Here is an 18,395-nt window from a genome sequence, read left to right on the forward strand (position 1 = left end):
CGTGACACGCGGACGCCTCCGCATCTACCTCGGCGCCGCCCCAGGCGTCGGCAAGACCTTCGCGATGCTCGGCGAAGGTCACCGCCGCAAGCTGCGCGGCGCCGACGTCGTCGCCGCATTCGTCGAGACGCACGGACGCCCCCACACCGAGGCGGCAATCGGAGATCTCGAGGTGGTGCCCCGACGCATGCTGCAGTACCGCGGTACCGCGTTCGAGGAGATGGACCTTGACGCGGTCGTCGCCCGCCGACCTGCCATCGCCCTGGTCGACGAGCTCGCTCACGCCAACGTTCCGGGGAGTCGCCACGAGAAGCGGTGGGAGGACGTCCAGGTCCTGCTCGACGCGGGCATCGACGTCATCTCCACCGTCAACATCCAGCACCTCGAGTCGCTCAACGACGTGGTCGAGGCCATCACGGGCGTCCGCCAGCGGGAGACCGTGCCGGACGCGGTGGTGCGGTCCGCCGACCAGATCGAACTGGTCGACATGAGCCCGGAGTCGCTGCGGCGCCGGCTCGCCCACGGCAACGTCTACAGGCCGGAGAAGGTCGATGCGGCGCTGTCCAACTACTTCCGTGTCGGCAATCTCACGGCGCTGAGGGAGCTCGCTCTGTTGTGGGTGGCCGACCGCGTCGACGAGGGCCTCGAACGCTACCGGGCCGAGCAGGGCATCGATGCCACGTGGGCCGCTCGGCAACGGATCGTGGTCGCGGTGACCGGCGGACCGGAGAGCGCAACCCTGCTGCGCCGTGGCGCCCTCATCGCCGGCCGGACGGCCGGCCGCACACTCGTCGCCGTGCACGTGCTGCGTAGCGACGGGACAGCCACCGCCCCCGCCGAGAAGGTGGCTCGCCTCCGCCGGCTCGCCGAAGACCTGGGTGGCAGCTTCCACACGGTGGTCGGCGACGACGTCGCACTCTCCGTGCTCGAGTTCGCCAGATCCGTCAATGCCTCCCAGGTCGTCGTGGGAGCGTCCCGCAAGAGCCGGATCGCCATGGCGTTCTCGCCCAGCACCGCCGACTCCATCGTGCGCTCGTCGGGAGAGATCGACGTCCATGTCGTCACCCATGAGCACGCAGGCAGCCGCCGCTTCCGCGTTCATGGCCCCGCTCTGCCCGCCCGCTGGCTCCCGTGGGTCCTCGCCGTGGCCATCCCTCTGGTGCTCACGCTGGGGCTGCGCCCCTTCGCCGAGAGGCTGGCCCTCACCACCGTCGTCCTCGCCTATCTCCTCGGGGTGGTCGCGTCGTCGCTCGTGGGAGGGCTCGCCCCGGCTGTCCTCACCGCCGTCGTCGCGAGCCTGCTCGCCAACTACTTCTTCACGCCTCCCGTGGGCTACTGGACCATCGCGGCCCCGGAGAACGCCTTCGCTCTCGCCGTGTTCGTCGCCGTCGGCGCGGCCGTCGCCACCGTCGTCGACCGCAGCGCCACGCGTGCGAGAGAGGCGGCACACCGTGGCGCGGAAGCAGCCGTGCTCGCATCGCTGTCGGCAGGTGTCCTTCGTCGGCGGGACGGCGTGAGGGCCCTCCTGGACCAGGCCTGCGAGACGTTCAGCGCCCCTGGCGCGGCGCTGTTCGAGGTTCCGGCGGCCGGCGGACCGGCGCACATCGTCGAGGTGTCCGGGGCGTCACCGCCGCGCAGCCCGGACGGCGCTGCGGTCGTGGTGGACGCCGGTCCCGGCCTGGTGCTCGCGCTCTCCGGAGCGGCCCTGCCGGCGTCGGACCGCCGCATGCTCGACGCCTTCGCCGTGCAAGCGGCGGCCGTCCTGGACCGTGACCGCCTCGCCGCCCGCGCCGCTGACGCCCTCCGCCTCGAGCAGGCGGACGCGGTCCGAACAGCACTGCTCGCTGCCGTCTCGCACGACCTGCGCACACCGATCGCCGGCATCAAGGCCAGCATCGCGACCCTCCGTGACCACTCGCTCCACCTCGAGACGGCCGACCGCGACGAGCTGCTCGACAGCACTGCCGAGGCGACGGACCGGCTCGACGCGCTCGTGGCCAACCTGCTCGACCTCTCCCGCCTCCAGACAGGGGCCGTCAGACCTGTGATGGCTCCCGTCTCCCTGGACGAGGTGCTGCACCGAGCGCTGCAGGCGGTGCCGCCGGGTGCCGTCGAGGACGCGACCCTCGAGGACCTCCCGCTCGTCCTCACGGACGCGGGCCTGCTCGAGCGGGTGGTGGCCAACATCGTCGAGAACGCGGTGCGCCACTCTCCCTCCGGCCTCCCGGTGCGTCTCGATGCGCACGTGTCCGACGGTCGGCTCCGCCTGCTCGTGCTCGACCGGGGGCCCGGCGTGGCGCTCGCGGATCGGCAGCGGATGTTCCAGGCGTTCCAACGCCTGGGAGACAGCCCGGCCGGCACCGGAGTCGGACTCGGCCTGGCCGTCGCGACCGGTCTCGCCGACGCCGTCGGCGCCACCGTCGACGTCGAGGACACCCCGGGTGGTGGACTCACCATGGTCGTGTCGATCCCGCTGGCCGAGGTGGCGTCATGACACGCGTACTGGTCGTCGACGACGAGGCGGCGCTGGCCCGCGCTCTGTCGATCAACCTCCGAGCACGGGGCCTGGAGGTCGCCACGGCCGCCGACGGTCGGTCCGCCCTCGACCTCGTCGCCACGTTCCGCCCGGACGTCGTCGTCCTCGATCTGGGTCTGCCTGACATCGACGGGCTCGAGGTGCTCGAAGGCATACGCGGCTGGAGCCCGGTCCCCGTGCTCGTGCTGTCGGCCCGCACCACCGGCGACGAGAAGGTGGAGGCGCTCGATCGGGGAGCGGACGACTACGTCACCAAGCCCTTCGACATGAGCGAGCTTCTCGCCCGCGTTCGGGCGGCCGTCCGCCGGGGCGCTCTCTCCGGTTCCGACACCACGACCAACTCCGTCGACGTGGGGGCCTTCACCGTCGACCTGGCCGCCGGCCGGGTGACCCGCGATGGGCAGCCCGTCCGGCTGACCCCCACGGAGTACCACCTGCTCGAAGTCCTCGTGCGGCATCTCGGGCGCCTCGTGCCCCAGCAGCAGCTGCTCACCGAGGTCTGGGGTCCTGGTTACGAGAAGGAGACCCACTACCTGCGCGTCTACGTCGCCCAGCTGCGTCGCAAGCTCGAGGTGGACCCGTCACACCCACGGCACATCATCACCGAACCTGGGCTCGGCTACCGGCTGGAGCCGAGCTGACCGGTCGGCGCGGGCAGACCGGTCAGCGACCGAGCAGCTGGCGAGCGACCACGACGCGCTGGATCTGGTTGGTGCCCTCGTAGATCTGGGTGATCTTCGCGTCGCGCATCATCCGCTCGACCGGGTAGTCCTTGACGTAGCCGTAGCCGCCGAGCACCTGCACGGCGTCCGTGGTGATCTCCATCGCCACGTCGGACGCGTAGCACTTGGCGGCGGCCCCGAAGAACGTGAGGTCGTCGTCGTCGCGCTCGCTGCGGGCCGCGGCCGCGTAGACCAGCTGCCGGGCCGCCTCGAGCTTGATCGCCATGTCGGCGAGCATGAACTGGAGGCCCTGGAACTCCGCGATCGCCTTGCCGAACTGCCGGCGCTCCTTGGCGTAGGCGGCGGCGAAGTCGAGGGCGCCCTGCGCGATCCCGATGGCCTGGGCGCCGATCGTGATGCGCGTGTGGTCCAGCGTGCGCATGGCCAGCGCGAAGCCCTCGCCCACCTCGCCCACGCGTCGCGAGTCGGGGATGCGCACGCCGTCGAAGTACAGCTCGCGGGTGGGCGAGCCCTTGATGCCGAGCTTGTGCTCCGGGGCGCCGAAGGTGAACCCCTCGTCGCTCTTCTCGACCACGAACGCCGTGATGCCGCCGCGGGTGCGCTTGTCGGGGTCGGTCACCGCCATCACGGTGTAGTAGTCCGAGACTCCGGCGTTGGTGATCCATCGCTTGGCGCCGTCGAGGACCCAGTCGTCGCCGTCGCGCACGGCCCGCGTGCGCATGCCCCCGGCGTCGCTGCCCGCCTCGGGCTCGGACAGCGCGTAGGAGAACATCGCCTCGCCGCGGGCGAGCGGGGGCAGGTAGCGGTCCTTGACCTCGTCCGAGCCGCCCAGGATGAGCGGCATCGAGCCGAGCTTGTTCACCGAGGGGATGAGCGAGCTCGACGCGCACGCCCGTGCGATCTCCTCGATGACGATGCACACCGCCAGCGCGTCCGCACCGGCCCCGCCGTACTGCTCCGGCACGTGGATGGCGTGCAGGTCGTTCGCCACGAGGGCGTCGAGCACGTCGTGGGGGAACTCGCCGGTCTCGTCGATCTCCGCCGCGCGCGGGGCGATCTTGTCCTCGGCCAGCGCCCGCACGCTCTCGCGGAGCAGGTCGTGCTCGGGCGAGAGCCGATAGAGGTCGAACGTCGGGTCCCCGTGCGTGCCCATCGCGAGTCGTCCCTTCCGTCGCGGCCGCGGCGGCGGCCCGTGCGTGCGCTTCGAGGCTACGCGCGGCCCCTCCCCGTCGCCCGCGGGGGATCGTCCGCCCCGGCGACGCCGGAGCGGCACCGGCCCGCGCGACCCCCTAGAGTCTGGCCGTGACCGACGACCGCCCGGCTTTCGCGCCCCGCAGGATCACCGTCGTCGGGTGCGGCTACCTCGGAGCGGTGCACGCCTCGGCGATGGCACGGATCGGCCACGACGTCGTCGGGTTCGACGTCGACGCCGAGAAGGTCGAGCAGCTCTCCGGCGGCACCGCGCCGTTCTTCGAGCCCGGCCTCGACGACCTCCTGGCCGAGGCGCTCGCGACCGGCCGGCTGCGGTTCACGACCTCCTACGACGAGGCCGCCGAGCACGGCGACGTCCACTTCATCTGCGTGGGCACGCCCCAGAAGGCCGACTCGACCGCGGCCGACATGCGCTACGTCGACTCTGCCGTCGAGGGGCTCGGTCCGCTGCTCACCCGCCCCTGCCTGGTGATCGGCAAGTCGACCGTCCCCGTCGGGGTGGCCGAGGACATCCGCGACCGGCTCCACGCCCTGGCGCCGGCCGGCGACGCGGTGCGGCTGGCGTGGAACCCGGAGTTCCTCCGCGAGGGGTTCGCGGTCAAGGACACGCTCGCGCCGGACCGCGTGGTGGTCGGCGTCGACGACGACCGCGACGCCGCGGAGATCGCCGCGCTCTACGCACCCGTCCTCGACCACGGCATGCCCTACGTCGTGGTCGACCTCGCCACGGCCCAGCTGGTGAAGAACGCCGCCAACGCCTTCCTGGCCACGAAGATCTCGTTCATCAACGCGATGGCCGAGTTGTGCGAGGCGACCGGCGCCGACGTCGCTGCCCTGGCCGACGCGATCGGTCACGACGCCCGCATCGGACGGCGCTTCCTCAACGCCGGCCTCGGGTTCGGCGGCGGGTGCCTCCCGAAGGACCTGCGCGGCTTCATGGCGCGCGCCGAGGAGCTCGGCGTCGACCAGGCGCTGGCCTTCCTGCGCGACGTCGACGACATCAACATCCGCCGCCGCCGTCGTGCCGTCGAGATCGCCACGACGATGCTCGGCGGCGACGTCGCCGGTCGCCGGGTCACGGTGCTCGGGGCGGCGTTCAAGCCCGACAGCGACGACATCCGCGACTCCCCCGCGCTCGACGTCGCCGCGGCCCTGCACGAGCTCGGCGCCGACGTGCGCGTGACCGACCCCAAGGCGCTGGCCAACGCGCGGCGCCACCGGCCCGGCCCGGCCTACGTCGACGACGTGCTGGAGGCGTGCGACCAGGCCGACCTCGTGGTGCACGCCACCGAGTGGCACGTCTACCGCGACCTCGACCCCGCCGAGCTCGGTGCCGCGGTGCGCGGTCGCCGCCTGCTGGAGACCCGCAACACCCTCGACGTCGACGCCTACCTCGCAGCCGGCTGGGACGTGCGCGCCCTGGGGAGGCCGCTGGTGGAGCGCCGTGCGGCGCGGGTCGTGCCGGCGACGTAGCCTGCACACGTGCCGCGCGACCCCGACCTCTACGGCGACGACGAGCGAGTCGCGCGGATCCTGCGCGAGCACTCGGTGTGGGCCGTCGTGGGGCTCTCCGACAGCACCATCCGCCCGGCCTACGGCGTGGCCCGCGTGCTCCAGGCGCACGGCAAGCGGATCGTGCCCGTGCACCCCACGGCGCGCACCGTGCACGGCGAGCGCGGCTACGCCACCCTCGCGGACGCGGTGTTCGAGGTCGGTCCGGTCGACGTCGTGGACTGCTTCGTGAACTCCGCCCGCGTCGGCGCGGTGATCGACGACGCGATCGCCGTCGGGGCCAAGGCGGTCTGGACGCAGCTCGACGTGATCGACGAGCAGGCGGCCCGCCGCGCCCGCGACGCCGGCCTCGAGGTCGTCATGGACCGCTGCCCGGCCATCGAGTGGCGCCGCCACCCGGCCGCCTGACCGGGAGCGGACGGGGCGTCAGCCCACGCGGCGCAGCACCAGCGCGCCGCCGTCGTCGAACACCACGCGCCACGCGGGCGAGGCGAGGATCGCCTGCCGGTCCAGCAGCGGCAGGCGGAACGGCATGAGGCTGGGCCCGAGGTAGAGCCACTGCACGTCCCACTGGTCGGCGGCTGTCTTGGCCCGGGCGTCGTCGTCGACGTGCGCGGCGTGCTCGCGCAGGTAGTGCCGCTCGCCCCACCCCGACATCGCCTGCTCCGCCGAGGCGAACACGGGGGTCACGCCGTCCAGCGCGTACATCCACCCCGAGCCGTCGGTCAGCTCGTTGAGCACGCGCTCCCCGGGCCGCACGTGCTCGCGGAGGTACTCGAACGCGGCCCGCGCGCGCGGGTCCGCCAGACTGGAGCTGTCGAAGCCGAACGTGGCGGTCGCGTGCGAGCGCTGGAGCTGCGGCAGTGCCGGCAGCACTGCCAGCGCCATGGTCACGCCCGCCGCGGCCACCGCGGTGCGCCGTCGGACCAGCCACGCCCCGACGACCGCCGCGCCCACGGCCGCGAAGGTGGCGACGAACCAGATCTCGTTGAGCACCACCCGGTCCCAGCGGGAGTACCACGGCACGGTCAGCGCCTCGCCCCCCGGCGCGTGGATGCCGGACCAGACCGTGAGCACCACGACGCCGAGCCCGCACAGCGTCCACTCGGGCCGCACGCGGGCCCGCACGGTGACCACCACGCCGACGACGAGCAGCGCGAGCAGCACCAGGAGCCCGGCGTTCGCGACGGCGTCGCTGAGGGCCGACGGGTGGCCGAGGAACGCCTGCTGGTCGCCGTTGATCGTCGGCGAGACCCCGAAGAACACCGTGACGGCGTTGCCGATCTGCGCCAGCAGCGGCACCTGCGGCATCTGCGCCACGTCCGCGCGCAGCTGGGTCGTGCTGTCGAGGACGGCCAGCTGCGGGGCCAGGTAGGCGGCGAGCACCACCGCCGCGACCCCGCCGTGCACGAGGAGCACCCGCGCCATGGGCCAGGAGCGGCGCCGCGCGAGATCGGTGGCCAGCAGCACGGCGGCGAACGCGAGCGCGGTCACCACCTCGCTGCTGTGCAGGCCGAACAGCCCGACGAAGGCCGCCCCGGTCACGACCCCGGACGCGGCCACCACGAGCAGCGGCCGCGCGTCGTCGAGGACGTCGAGCAGCAGCACCAGCAGCGGCGCCGCCAGGGCCATGCCGATCACCAGCGGCAGGCCGCCCCAGTAGGACGGGTAGTAGGGGAACGCCGGGAACGCGATCGACAGCGCCGCCGCGGCGGGAGCCGCCCACCTCCAGGCCGGGAAGAGCCGGCGGGCGAGCAGGGCCATGCCGACGGGCAGCAGGACCGCCGCGCCCACCACCAGGGCCACGTCGAGCGACACCGCGACCGGTGCCCCGCTCATCGAGCTCACGAGCGCGGCCGCGGTGTGCAGGGCCAGCGGGTAGTAGGCGACGGAGGGGTCGTCGGTGAGGACGTCGCCCACGACCACCCGGCTCGGGTCCACGGTGCGCAGCTCGAGGATGCGGGTGGCGTAGAGGCCGTGGTGGGTGCCGTCCTCGTTGGGCGGCACCAGCGACAGCCCGTGCGTGACGTCCCACCACACGACCACCGCGACGACGCAGACGCCGAGCACGATCCACGCCTCCGGCCGCCCGAGCCGCATCCGGCCCGCGAGCAGCGCGCCGCGGCGGCGCAGCACGACCGCCGCCACCGCGAGGGGCACGAGCACCACCACCGGCACGACAGTCGCGACCTCGACGGGCGCGCCGACGGCGTCGAGCACGAGCGCCCACGAGTGGACCAGCCCCAGCGACACGAGCGGCGACGCCGCGAGCACCACCGCCGGGCTCGCCGTGGGCCGGGCCGCGAGCAGCAGCGCGGCCCCGGGGACGAGCGCGACGAGCAGCCAGGCCAGGATGCAGACCGTGGTCACCTCATGCCTCGCGCGCGCCCCCGAGCGACTCGCGCAGCGCCTCGCCCTTCGCCGTGGCCGTGGCGCGCAACGACTCCTGGAACTCGGCCATGCGTGCGCGCAGTCCCGCGCCGCGCTCGTCGTCGGCCGCCGCGAGCACCCGCACCGCGAGCAGCCCGGCGTTGCGCGCGTTGCCGATCGCCACCGTGGCCACGGGCACCCCGGCCGGCATCTGCACGATCGAGAGCAGCGAGTCCATGCCGTCGAGCACGCCGAGCGGCACCGGCACGCCGATCACCGGCAGCGGGGTCAGTGACGCGAGCATCCCGGGCAGGTGCGCGGCGCCCCCCGCGCCGGCGACGACGACCCGCAGGCCGCGCTCGGCGGCGGTGCGGCCGTAGCGGACCATCTCCTCGGGCATGCGGTGCGCCGAGACGACCCCGACCTCGTAGGGCACACCGAACTCCGCGAGCACGTTGGCGGCCTCGCACATGGTGGGCCAGTCCGAGTCCGAGCCCATGACGATCCCGACGAGGGGGCTCTCACTCATCGATGACTCCGGAGAGGTAGTCCGCCGCGTGGTGCGCGCGGGAGAGCAGCTCGTCGAGGTCGTCCCCGACGACGGTGACGTGGCCCAGCTTGCGCCCTGGACGCACGGCCTTGCCGTACATGTGGACCTTGAGCCCGGGATCGCGGGCCATGCAGTGCAGGTAGGCGTGGTAGAGGTCGCCCTTGTCCGTGCCGAGGACGTTGACCATCACGGCGTGCGGTGCGATCGCGGACGGGTCGCCCAGTGGCAGGTCGAGCACGGCGCGCAAGTGGTTCTCGAACTGCGAGGTCACCGCGCCGTCGATCGACCAGTGGCCCGAGTTGTGCGGCCGCATGGCGAGCTCGTTCACCAGCACGCGCCCGTCGCGCGTCTCGAACATCTCCACGGCCAGCATGCCGACGACGTCGAGCGCGCCGGCCACGGTGAGGGCGGCGTGCTGCGCGGCGACGACCTCGTCGTCGGTGAGGCCCGGCGCCGGCGCCACCACCTCGGTGCAGATCCCGTCGGTCTGCACGGTGCGGACGACGGGGTAGGCGACGGCCTGCCCGTGCGGGCTGCGGGCCACCTGGGCCGAGAGCTCTTGCACGAAGTCGACCCGCTCCTCCGCCAGCCAGCGGGCGCCGGGCGCCAGCGTGGTGGACGCGAGGAGGGCCGCCGCCTCGTCGAAGGAGCCCACCACCCACACGCCGCGGCCGTCGTAGCCCCCGCGCGAGGTCTTGAGCACGAGCGGCCAGCCGGCCTGCGCGCCGAACGCCTCGAGCTGGCCCACCTCGTCGATCGCGGCCCACAGCGGGCACGGGACGCCCGCCGCGGTGAGCGCCTCGCGCATGATGATCTTGTCCTGCGCGTGCACGAGCGCGCGCCCTCCGGGTCGCACCGCGACGCCCTCGTCCTCGAGCGTCTTGAGCAGGAGGGGCGGCACGTGCTCGTGGTCGAAGGTCACCACGTCGCACCCGGCCGCGAACGCGCGCAGGTCGTCGAGGTCGTCGTGGCGGCCGATGCGGACGTCGCGCACGGCCTGGGCTGCGCTCTCCTCCAGCGAGGTGGCCAGCACCCGCAGCCCCACCCCGAGGGCGATGGCCGGCTGCTGCATCATCCGCGCGAGCTGCCCACCCCCGATGACGCCCACCACGGGGAACCCCGGTGCGACGTGCGCCGCCGGGACCTCGGGGCTCTGGCTCACCCGCGCAGCCTAATCGCCGTCATCTCGAACACCGCCGTCACCGTCTCGCCGGGGGCCGCGGTGCGCAGCGGGAAGCGGCCGGCGAAGGGATCGGTGGGGGCGGTCATCGGCTCGACGCACACGACGTCCTGGTCCAGCGGCGCGAACGCCACTCCCACGGGGTAGCCCTCGACGTAGCGGAAGGCCACCGCGTGCTCGCCGCCGCGCACGGTGCCGGTGGTCCCGTCCGCCAGGTCGACGTACACGTCGTCGAGGGCGAGACCGCCGAGCGGGCCCACGGGCACCGGGTCGTCGCGCACCTCCCCCGTGGGGATCGACGTCGGGCCGAGGACGGCGCGACGGGTGAAGGGCAGGTCGAGGTCCCACTCGGCGCGCGGCACGCCGGGGAAGTCCAGCCACGGGTGCCACCCGAACGCCACCGGCACGGCGGTGGAGCCGGTCGCGGTCAGCGAGGTCGTCACGCGCAGCACCCGGCCGCGCACCGCCGCCTCCACCCGCAGGCGGTGCTCGAAGGGGAACGAGGCGAAGCGGTCGAGCCGCCCGTCGAAGTCCAGCGACGCGACGAGCACGGCGGCGTCGCCGCTGGCGACGACGTCCTCGACGTCCCACGACAGGCCCGGCATGAGGCCGTGGATCGGCTGGCCCCACTCGTCGAGGTGCACGCCGACGGCACCGGGGACGACCTCCCAGACGACGCCGGCCGCCTCCTGGCGCGGCTGCGCGACCCGGTTGGCCCACGGTGCCAGCAGGGGGATGCCGTACGTGGAGCCGGTGGCGAGGTAGGCGGGCAGTCCTCCGCGGCGCGCCAGCAGCTCGACGCCGTCGAGGGCCATCGAGGTGCCCACCATGCCGGCGCCCGGCACGAAGGCGACCTCGAGACCCTCGGGCGAGGCCAGGGTGACCCGCTCGAGCGAGCCGACCTCGGGGTCGGGCCCGCGGCGCACCGCGTAGCCGGTCACGAGGTCTCGAGCCCCAGATCGCGGGCGATCAGCATGCGCTGCACCTCCGACGTGCCCTCGCCGATCTCGAGGACCTTCGCGTCCCGGTAGAACCGGCCCACCGGCGATTCGATCATGAAGCCGTAGCCGCCGTGCACCTGGGTGGCCCAGCGCGCGTTGTCCATCGCCGCCTCGGAGGCGTGCAGCTTGGCGATCGCCGCCTGCCGCTTGAACGGGTCGCCGGCCAGCATGCGGGCGGCGGCGTCGCGCCAGGCGAGGCGGGCCGTGTGCGCGCGCACCTCCATGTCGGCCACGAGGAACTGCACGGCCTGGTAGGCCGCGATCGGCCGGCCGAACGCCTCGCGCTGGGCGGCGTAGCGGACCGACTCGTCGACGCAGCCCTGGGCCAGCCCGGTCGCCAGCGCCGCGATCGCGATGCGGCCCTCGTCGAGGATCGACAGGAACTGCGCGTAGCCGCGGCCGCGCTCGCCCACGAGGTTCTCCGCGGGCACCCGCACGTCGTCGAACGCCAGCTCGTGGGTGTCCGAGGAGTCCCAGCCCACCTTGCGGTACGACGGCGCCACAGTGAATCCCGGGGTGCCGCTGGGCACCAGGATCGTGCTGATCTCCTTGCGCCCGTCGCCGGTCGTGCCCGTCACGGCCGTGACGGTCACGAACCCCGTGATGCGGGTGCCCGAGTTCGTGATGAAGGCCTTGCTGCCGTTGACCACCCACTCGTCGCCGTCGAGCACCGCCGTGGTGCGCGTGGCCCCGGCGTCGGTGCCCCCGCCGGGCTCGGTGAGGCCGAAGGCGCCGAGGGCCTCGCCCGTCGCGAGCCGGGGCAGCCACTCCCGCTTCTGGGCCTCGGTGCCGAAGCGCAGCAGCGGCATCGTGCCGAGCGACACCGCCGCCTCGAGGGTGATGGCCAGGGAGGAGTCGACCCGGGCCAGCTCCTCGATCGCGACGCACAGCGCGACGTAGTCGCCGCCCATGCCGCCGTACTCCTCCGGCACGGGCAGGCCGAACAGGCCCATCCGCCCCATCGCGGCCACCAGCTCGTACGGGAACTCGCCGCGCGCGTAGAGGTCCCCCACCACCGGGGCCGCGACGTCGTGCGCGAACTCCTCGACGGTGCGCCGCAGCGCCTCGAGCTCCTCGGGCAGACGCAGGTCCACGTCGTCCTCCTGTCCGTTGGTCCCGCCGCAGGTCGTGCGGCGCGGACCGTGCTCCCCCACCCCGGTTCCCGGGTGGGCCGAGGCTACCCGCAGGCGCCCCGGACGGCCGGGTGGAGGCGTCCGCCGGCGCCCGCTGCGGGCGCGGGATCGGCCGGTGACGGAAGGTAGACTCGGCCGGTGCCCGAGACCCCCCGCCAGCGGTCGCTGATGCACGGCCTCTCCCAGCGTCTCGGCAGCCTGCTGCACGAGGTCGCCAAGTTCGGGGTCGTCGGCATCGTCGCGCTCGTCGTCGACGTCGGCCTGTTCAACGTGCTGCGCTTCGCCGGCGGCGAGGGCCCGTTCTACGACAAGCCGCTCACCGCCAAGGTCATCAGCGTCACCGTGGCCACCACGGTGGCCTACTTCGGCAACCGCTACTGGACCTTCCGCAACCGCGGCCGCACCACGTTCCGGCGCGAGTACCTGCTGTTCTTCGTGCTCAACGGCGTGGGCCTGGGCATCTCCGTGGCCTGCCTGTGGTTCAGCCACTACGCCCTCGGTCTCACCGGGCCGGTCGCCGACAACATCAGCGCGAACGTCGTCGGCCTCGGCCTCGGGACGCTGTTCCGCTTCTGGTCCTACCGGCGCTGGGTGTTCCCCGCGGACCCCGCCGCGGCGGACGAGGCGGCCATCTCCACCTCCGTCTGACCCGGCTCCGCGACCGCGGCAGCGGCGCCGTCCTGCGCCTGCGCGGACGGCTCCGCGGGGGCCGGGAGCGCCGGCTCCCCCGACGTCTCCGGCCCCGGCTGGTCGGAGGCACGGCTGCGCCGGGTGGGCAGGAACATCGCGAACACCGCAGGGCGGGCGGAGATCATCTCGAGCCGGCCGCCGTCGGCGGCCACCAGCGTGCGCGCGAGCGCCAGCCCGAGGCCCGAGCCCCCGCCGCCGCTCACGCTGCGCTCGAAGACCCGCCGCTCCACCTCCGGCGCCACCCCGGCGCCCTGGTCGCCCACCTCGATCACCACCCAGGTGCCCGACGCGCGCACCCGCACCATGGTGCGGCCGCCGCCGTGCACCAGCGAGTTCTCGATGAGGGTCGCCAGCACCTGCGCCTGCGCGCCGCGGGCCCCGGTGATCCAGAGCCCGACGCTGCCCAGGGCCTCCAGCTCCCGGCCCTGCGCCTCGAACGCCGGGGTCCACTCCACCACCTGGCCGCGCACGAGGTCGTCGATCGGGTAGCGCGACGCCGCCTCGAGCGGGAAGCCGCGCCCGACGGACACCACGTCGTCCACGACGCCGGAGAGCCGCTCCACCTGGCCGAGCGCGGCGGTGGCCTCGGCGTGCACCACGTCGAGGTCGTCGGCGGCGAGGATCTCCTCGAGCCGCAGCGAGAGCGCGGTGAGCGGCGAGCGCAGCTGGTGGCTGGCCTCGGCGGTGACCCGGCGCTCGCGCTCGAGGACGTCGTTGAAGCTGGTGACCGCGCGGTCGAGCTCGTCGGCGACGGCGTCGAGCTCCTCGATGCCGTACCGCCGCCCCACCGCGCGGCGGTCGCCGGTCGAGAGCAGCTCGGCGGACTCGGCGAAGTCCTCGAGCGGCCGGGTGAGCCTTCGGGCGTAGACCGAGGCGATGACCATCGCCACGCCGAGGGCGAGCAGCGACAGCGCCACGACGATGAGCCCCTCCTGCACGACCTCGCCGACCAGGAGGCTGCGCGGGATCACGGCCGTGACGGTCACCCGCGTGGGCCCGGAGCCCGCCGTGCCGGTCCCGGTGAAGCCGCCCCCGTCGGGGACCGGACCGGTCTGCACCACGCGGCCGTCGGGGAGGACGGCCTGGAGCCAGGCGTCGTTGCGAGGAACGCGGATGAGCGTCGACTCGGTGATGTGGGCGGCGCCGTCGTTGGCGACGATCGAGTCCTGGAGGTAGCTCGCCACGAAGCTCGCGGTGTCATGGGCGTGCTCGTCCTTGGCGCTGGACATCGCCGCCCAGATCACGGTCATGAGGACGACGCCGAGGATCGTCAGCGCCAGCAGCGTGGTGGAGAAGACGAGGAGGAGCAGACGGCGGCGCACGGTCACTCCGGCCGGTCGAGCCGGAAGCCGACACCGCGCACGGTGGCGATGAACGACCCGGCGGAGCCGAGCTTGCGGCGCAGGGTCGACACGTGCATGTCGAGGGTCTTGGTGGCCCCGAACCACTCGGTCTGCCACACCTCGCGCATGAGCTGCTCGCGGGGGACGACCGAGCCGGCCCGGCGCAGCAGCACGACCAGCAGGTCGTACTCCTTCGGGGTCAGCGCCGCCTCGACGCCGTCGACGCTCACCCGGCGGGACTTGAGGTCGACCACGAGGCCGCCCGCGCGGAGCGCCTCGGGCTCGGGCGCGGGCGCCCGGCGCAGCTGCGCGCGGACGCGGGCGAGGAGCTCGGTGAGCCGGAAGGGCTTGCTCACGTAGTCGTCCGCGCCGGCGTCGAGGCCCACCACGAGGTCCGGCACGGCGGTGCGCGCCGTCAGCACCAGCACGGGCAGCGTGCTGCCCTGGCCGCGCAGGGCCCGGCACACCTCCAGGCCGTCCATCCCCGGCAGGCCGAGGTCGAGCAGGAGGAGGTCGGAGGAGCCGGACAGCGCCGCGGCGAGGGCGGCGCACCCGTCGGTGACCAGCGTGACGTCGTAGCCCTCGCGCGAGAGGGCCCGCACCAGCGGCTCGCTGATGTCGGCGTCGTCCTCGGCCACGAGGACGCGGTTGGGCGCGGCGCTCACGCGGCCAGGATAGGGCCGTCCGCCGGGCACGGAGGACCGACGCGGAAGGCCGCCGCGGACCGCGGGAGGGCCCCGCCCGGCAGGTGCCCGGTCCGGGTCAGCGGCACAGGGCGAGGGCGACGCCGGCGCGCAGCACGGCGGCGTAGGGGCGCACCGGCGCGGACAGCTCGTCGCCGAGGATCTCCACGACCCAGTGGTCGCCGGCGCCGTCCGCCAGGCCGCTCATGAGCATCTCGGACTGGCCGGCGAGCATGAGCAGCGACACCTCGGCCGGGTCGCTGCGCGGGTCGTCGACGTCGACGATCACGTGGTGCCCGGTGAGGGCCGCGTAGGTGGCCGGGTACTCCTCGACGGGGTAGTCGTCGACGACGTAGTACTCCGCCCCCTCGACCCCGCGCGAGACGGCCGAGGCCTCGGTGCGGACGGTCCGCGAGCCCGCCGCCATGCGCGAGACGAACCAGCTCGAGGCGTCCACGCTCTCGGCGAGCACCTCCGCCACGACCACGAGGCGCTTGAGCGGGTCGTGCTCCACGCTGGCGTCGAGCCGGCGGACGACCTCGTCGAGCACCGGGCCCGGGCCGAGCGCGCCGCGCCCCCGGAACTGCCGGCGCTCGGGCTGGTCCTCGTCACCGTCGGCGTCGCCGGGCAGGGACGAGGTGCGGCCGGCCACGACGGGCGCCTGGAGCCCCGCGCGCTTGGCCCGGTACTGCGCGGCGTCGGCGGCCCGCAGGAAGCGGGACGGCGTCACCGCGGTGGTAGGCAGGTCGTCGGTGGTGGCCACGCCGCAGGCCACGCCCTCGTCGAGCACGCCGGAGGCGCGGCGGCAGATGTCCTGGGCCAGCGCCACGACGTCGTCGCCGCTGGACCCCATCACGAGGACGCAGAACTCGTCGCCGCCGAGGCGGGCCGCGAGGGCGTCGGCGTACGTCGAGGCGGCGGCGGACAGCTCGCTGGCGAAGGTGAGGAGCGAGGAGTCCCCGGCCACGTGCCCGTGCCGGTCGTTGATCCGCTTGAGGCCGTTGACGTCGACCACCACGATCCCCACCGGCAACCCGTGGCTGCGGTAGAGCGAGAGCGCCTCGTCGAGGCGGTCCTCGAACGCACGGCGGTTCGCCAGGCCGGTGAGGTCGTCGGTGTAGGCCAGGCGCTCGACCCGGGCCAGGTGCTCGGCCTGCGCGATCCCGGCGCCCACCTGGGCGGACACGATGCGGGCGAAGTCGACGTCGTCGTCGGTGAACACGGGCTGGCCCGCGGACCGGGACGCCCACAGCTCGCCCCACATCCGGCCCTCGTACATGATCGGCACGGCCAGGGCGCAGTGCTTGCCCTCCTCGACCAGGATGCGCCGCACGGCCGGGTCGATGTCCTCGTCGTCGAGGCTCTGCGCGTAGCCGACGCCGTCGGCGAGCATCTTGCGGGCGAGCGGGTACTCCGAGAGCAGGTAGGTCTCGTCGACGGGGTCGTGGACCTGGCCGGGCCCGAGCTCGCCGTCGTTGACCAGGGTCCGCAGCCGGCCGCGGTCGCGCTCCCAGTGCGAGAGGGAGACGCAGGACGCCTCGAGCGCGCGCCGGCCCTCCGCCGCCATCACCCGCAGCAGGTCGGCGTAGCCGCGCGCCGCGGACACCAGCGAGACGAACTCGATGAGCGAGCGCAGCCGGAAGCCGAGGTCGGCCGCGGGCACGCCCGCGTGCCCGGACCCCGGATCGATGTCCGCGCCGTCCCGCACGAGGTCTGTATCGGCAGGCGGGCCCGGCAGCCGTTCACCCGTTCCGGTGGTCCGCTGGCCCGAACGGATGACCCCCGTCGCTCGGCGGGACCGGCGCGAGGGCATGCGAGCACGACAGCACGGCGGCGGGCCCCTGTCTGCCGAACCGCCCGACCGACCCTCCGTCGTCCGACTACCGGGGGCGGGCCCGGGCGGTCAGGCCCGCTGGAGCACCGCCGGCGCCACCAGGCCGAGCCCGCGCACCGGCCGCGGGAGCAGCGGCAGCACCCGCACGCCCGGAGCGGACGTCAGCGCCACGGCGGTGACCGGGTCCACCAGCACGGAGTCGGGCCGGGCCTCGGCGGTGAGCCGGCTCGCCAGGTTGACGGTGGTGCCGAAGACGTCGCCGCGCCGCGCCACGACGACCCCGGTCGCGAGGCCGACCCGCAGCCGGGGCACGCGCCGGTCGGTGCGGTGCTCCTCGATGAGGCGCAGCCCGATCTCGGCGGCGGCGCGGGGAGCGTCGGCGACGAAGAGGATCTCGTCGCCGAGGGTCTTGATCAGCCGTCCGCCGGCCGCGGCGACGACGTCGGCCGACCTCGACTCGAACCGGTCGACGAGGTCGGCGAGCTCCTGCTCCTCGAGGCGGCGCGAGAGCCGGGTGAACCCCACCTGGTCGGCGAAGCCCACCGTGAGGTGGCCGGTCTCGACCGCGCCCTCGCGCTCGGCGTCCCCCAGCGCGCGCTCGACCGCGGCGGCGAGCTGGCGCCGCCAGCCGTGCACGAGCAGCCGCTCGAGCACTGGGAGCAGGAGGTCCAGCTCGCGGAACAGAGCGGCCGCGGACTCCTCGGACAGCGGGTCGCGCCGGTCGACGGCACCGCGCTCGACCAGCAGACGGCCGAACGTGTCGGTCTGCCAGTCGGCCAGCCGGGCCGCCGTCTGGCCGAGGCTGCGGGCCACCTCGACCGCGACCCCCCAGTCGAGCACCCCACGGCGCAGCAGGGTGCCGAGCAGCCGGAGGGCGTCGGCGTCGGCATCGGTGAACTCCACCGCGTCGCCGACGTCGGCGAAGCCGAGCGCGCGCCACAGCCGCCGGGCCTCGGGCAGCGGGACGCCGGCGTCGTGCGCCACCTGCTCGCGCCGCAGCCGGCGCGGCGCGCCGAGCACGACGTCGACGAGCTCGTCGACGACCTCGTCGCTGCGCCGTCCCCCGCCGCCCGGCTCGGTCACTCGGACGACGGGCCGGGGACCGGCGGCGGCGGACCGGGGCGCTGCTCGTACTGCTGGCGCCGGCGCATGTCGTCCTCGTCGTGCAGCCGGTAGATGTCGCGCTGGATCTGCTCGACATTGGGGACGCTGGTGATGACGAGCTGGCCCTGGGTGCCGGCCGACTCGACCTGGAGGGTCCCGCAGTTGAGGAAGCGCTCGATGAAGGAGTGCGAGAACGACACGTCGTTCACGCGCGACAGCGGCATGTCGCGGCCCTTACGGGCGATGATGCCGGTGCGCACGATGATGCGGTGGTCGGTGAACACGTACTGGGTCGAGTACCAGTAGACGAACGGGCGCACCACCCAGACCACGAGGGCGATCACCATCACCCCGGCGACGATCCAGCGCACGGCGGCGTTGTCGAACTTCGCGAGGAGGAAGAAGCCGACGCCGAGCGTCACGAGGAAGACGAACGCGGGAGCGACGAGCGCGCGCCAGTGCGGGCGCAGCTCGTAGACGATCTGCTCGTCGTCGGCCAGGAGCTTCTTCGGGTACGCCATGGCCGCATCGTGGCACGCCGCCCGGGGATCGGGCGCGGGGACC

General features: G+C 74.1%; 15 protein-coding genes and 2 pseudogenes. 6 read left to right on the forward strand and 11 right to left on the reverse strand.

Annotated elements, in window-relative coordinates; all coding sequences use genetic code 11:
• Position 1: 1 nt before the first annotated feature.
• Together GC157_17920 and GC157_17925 are read left to right on the forward strand one after the other, a co-directional pair.
• A complete protein-coding gene (locus tag GC157_17920) occupies positions 2 to 2,494 on the forward strand; it encodes a DUF4118 domain-containing protein (protein ID MBI1379334.1) in 2,493 nt (830 codons plus the stop codon).
• The gene (locus GC157_17925) at positions 2,491 to 3,177 is read left to right on the forward strand and encodes a response regulator (protein MBI1379335.1); all 687 of its coding nucleotides are present in this window, start codon (positions 2,491 to 2,493) and stop codon (positions 3,175 to 3,177) included. Before GC157_17920 ends, GC157_17925 begins: the two co-directional genes overlap by 4 nt.
• 22 nt (positions 3,178 to 3,199) lie before the next feature.
• Here GC157_17925 and GC157_17930 read toward each other — a convergent pair whose 3' ends face one another.
• Entirely contained in the window at positions 3,200 to 4,372 is a 1,173-nt protein-coding gene (locus GC157_17930; protein ID MBI1379336.1) for an acyl-CoA dehydrogenase, read from the reverse strand.
• Between the two features lie 185 nt (positions 4,373 to 4,557).
• Here GC157_17930 and GC157_17935 point away from each other — a divergent pair, with 185 nt between their 5' ends.
• Together GC157_17935 and GC157_17940 are read left to right on the forward strand one after the other, a co-directional pair.
• A complete protein-coding gene (locus GC157_17935) occupies positions 4,558 to 5,904 on the forward strand; it encodes a nucleotide sugar dehydrogenase (protein MBI1379337.1) in 1,347 nt (448 codons plus the stop codon).
• 9 nt (positions 5,905 to 5,913) lie between these two features.
• Positions 5,914 to 6,351, forward strand: coding sequence for a CoA-binding protein (locus GC157_17940; GenBank protein MBI1379338.1), 438 nt, complete (start codon positions 5,914 to 5,916; stop codon positions 6,349 to 6,351).
• 18 nt (positions 6,352 to 6,369) lie between these two features.
• Here GC157_17940 and GC157_17945 read toward each other — a convergent pair whose 3' ends face one another.
• Genes GC157_17945 through GC157_17965 form a run of 5 tightly spaced genes read right to left on the reverse strand, consistent with a single transcriptional unit; the run spans position 6,370 to position 12,138 of the window.
• Positions 6,370 to 8,313 (reverse strand): hypothetical protein, encoded by a 1,944-nt coding sequence (locus GC157_17945; GenBank protein MBI1379339.1) that lies wholly within the window; start codon positions 8,311 to 8,313, stop codon positions 6,370 to 6,372.
• A 1-nt stretch (position 8,314) separates the two neighbouring features.
• The gene (purE, locus tag GC157_17950; GenBank protein MBI1379340.1) at positions 8,315 to 8,842 is read right to left on the reverse strand and encodes a 5-(carboxyamino)imidazole ribonucleotide mutase; all 528 of its coding nucleotides are present in this window, start codon (positions 8,840 to 8,842) and stop codon (positions 8,315 to 8,317) included.
• Entirely contained in the window at positions 8,835 to 10,025 is a 1,191-nt protein-coding gene (locus tag GC157_17955; GenBank protein MBI1379341.1) for a 5-(carboxyamino)imidazole ribonucleotide synthase, read from the reverse strand. Before GC157_17955 ends, purE begins: the two co-directional genes overlap by 8 nt.
• A complete protein-coding gene (locus GC157_17960) occupies positions 10,022 to 10,984 on the reverse strand; it encodes an aldose 1-epimerase (protein ID MBI1379342.1) in 963 nt (320 codons plus the stop codon). The genes GC157_17955 and GC157_17960 overlap by 4 nt, the downstream gene beginning before the upstream one ends.
• Positions 10,981 to 12,138 (reverse strand): acyl-CoA dehydrogenase, encoded by a 1,158-nt coding sequence (locus GC157_17965; protein MBI1379343.1) that lies wholly within the window; start codon positions 12,136 to 12,138, stop codon positions 10,981 to 10,983. The genes GC157_17960 and GC157_17965 overlap by 4 nt, the downstream gene beginning before the upstream one ends.
• A 207-nt stretch (positions 12,139 to 12,345) precedes the next feature.
• Between GC157_17965 and GC157_17970 the strand changes: the two genes are divergently transcribed.
• A complete protein-coding gene (locus GC157_17970) occupies positions 12,346 to 12,825 on the forward strand; it encodes a GtrA family protein (GenBank protein ID MBI1379344.1) in 480 nt (159 codons plus the stop codon).
• On the opposite strand, the gene GC157_17975 is transcribed toward GC157_17970, so the two are convergent.
• Together GC157_17975 and GC157_17980 are read right to left on the reverse strand one after the other, a co-directional pair.
• A complete protein-coding gene (locus tag GC157_17975; protein ID MBI1379345.1) occupies positions 12,756 to 14,189 on the reverse strand; it encodes a HAMP domain-containing protein in 1,434 nt (477 codons plus the stop codon). The two genes, GC157_17970 and GC157_17975, sit on opposite strands and share 70 nt — an antisense overlap.
• Positions 14,190 to 14,191: 2 nt before the next feature.
• Positions 14,192 to 14,875, reverse strand: coding sequence for a response regulator (locus GC157_17980; GenBank protein ID MBI1379346.1), 684 nt, complete (start codon positions 14,873 to 14,875; stop codon positions 14,192 to 14,194).
• Positions 14,876 to 15,220: 345 nt separating this feature from the next.
• Here GC157_17980 and GC157_17985 point away from each other — a divergent pair.
• Positions 15,221 to 15,391, forward strand: a pseudogene (locus GC157_17985) (cellulose-binding protein).
• A 70-nt stretch (positions 15,392 to 15,461) separates the two neighbouring features.
• On the opposite strand, the pseudogene GC157_17990 reads toward GC157_17985, so the two are convergent.
• The 3 genes and pseudogenes from GC157_17990 to GC157_18000 all read right to left on the reverse strand — a co-directional run bounded on the left by GC157_17990 (position 15,462) and on the right by GC157_18000 (position 18,352).
• A pseudogene (locus GC157_17990) lies at positions 15,462 to 16,706 on the reverse strand (diguanylate cyclase).
• A 90-nt stretch (positions 16,707 to 16,796) separates the two neighbouring features.
• Positions 16,797 to 17,810: an adenylate/guanylate cyclase domain-containing protein gene (locus GC157_17995; protein MBI1379347.1), complete on the reverse strand. Its 1,014-nt coding sequence runs from the start codon at positions 17,808 to 17,810 to the stop codon at positions 16,797 to 16,799.
• Positions 17,807 to 18,352 (reverse strand): PH domain-containing protein, encoded by a 546-nt coding sequence (locus GC157_18000; protein MBI1379348.1) that lies wholly within the window; start codon positions 18,350 to 18,352, stop codon positions 17,807 to 17,809. Before GC157_18000 ends, GC157_17995 begins: the two co-directional genes overlap by 4 nt.
• Positions 18,353 to 18,395: the final 43 nt, after the last annotated feature.

Source organism: Frankiales bacterium (assembly GCA_016125335.1).
In the GTDB taxonomy this organism is placed as follows: Bacteria; Actinomycetota; Actinomycetes; order S36-B12; family CAIYMF01; genus Longivirga.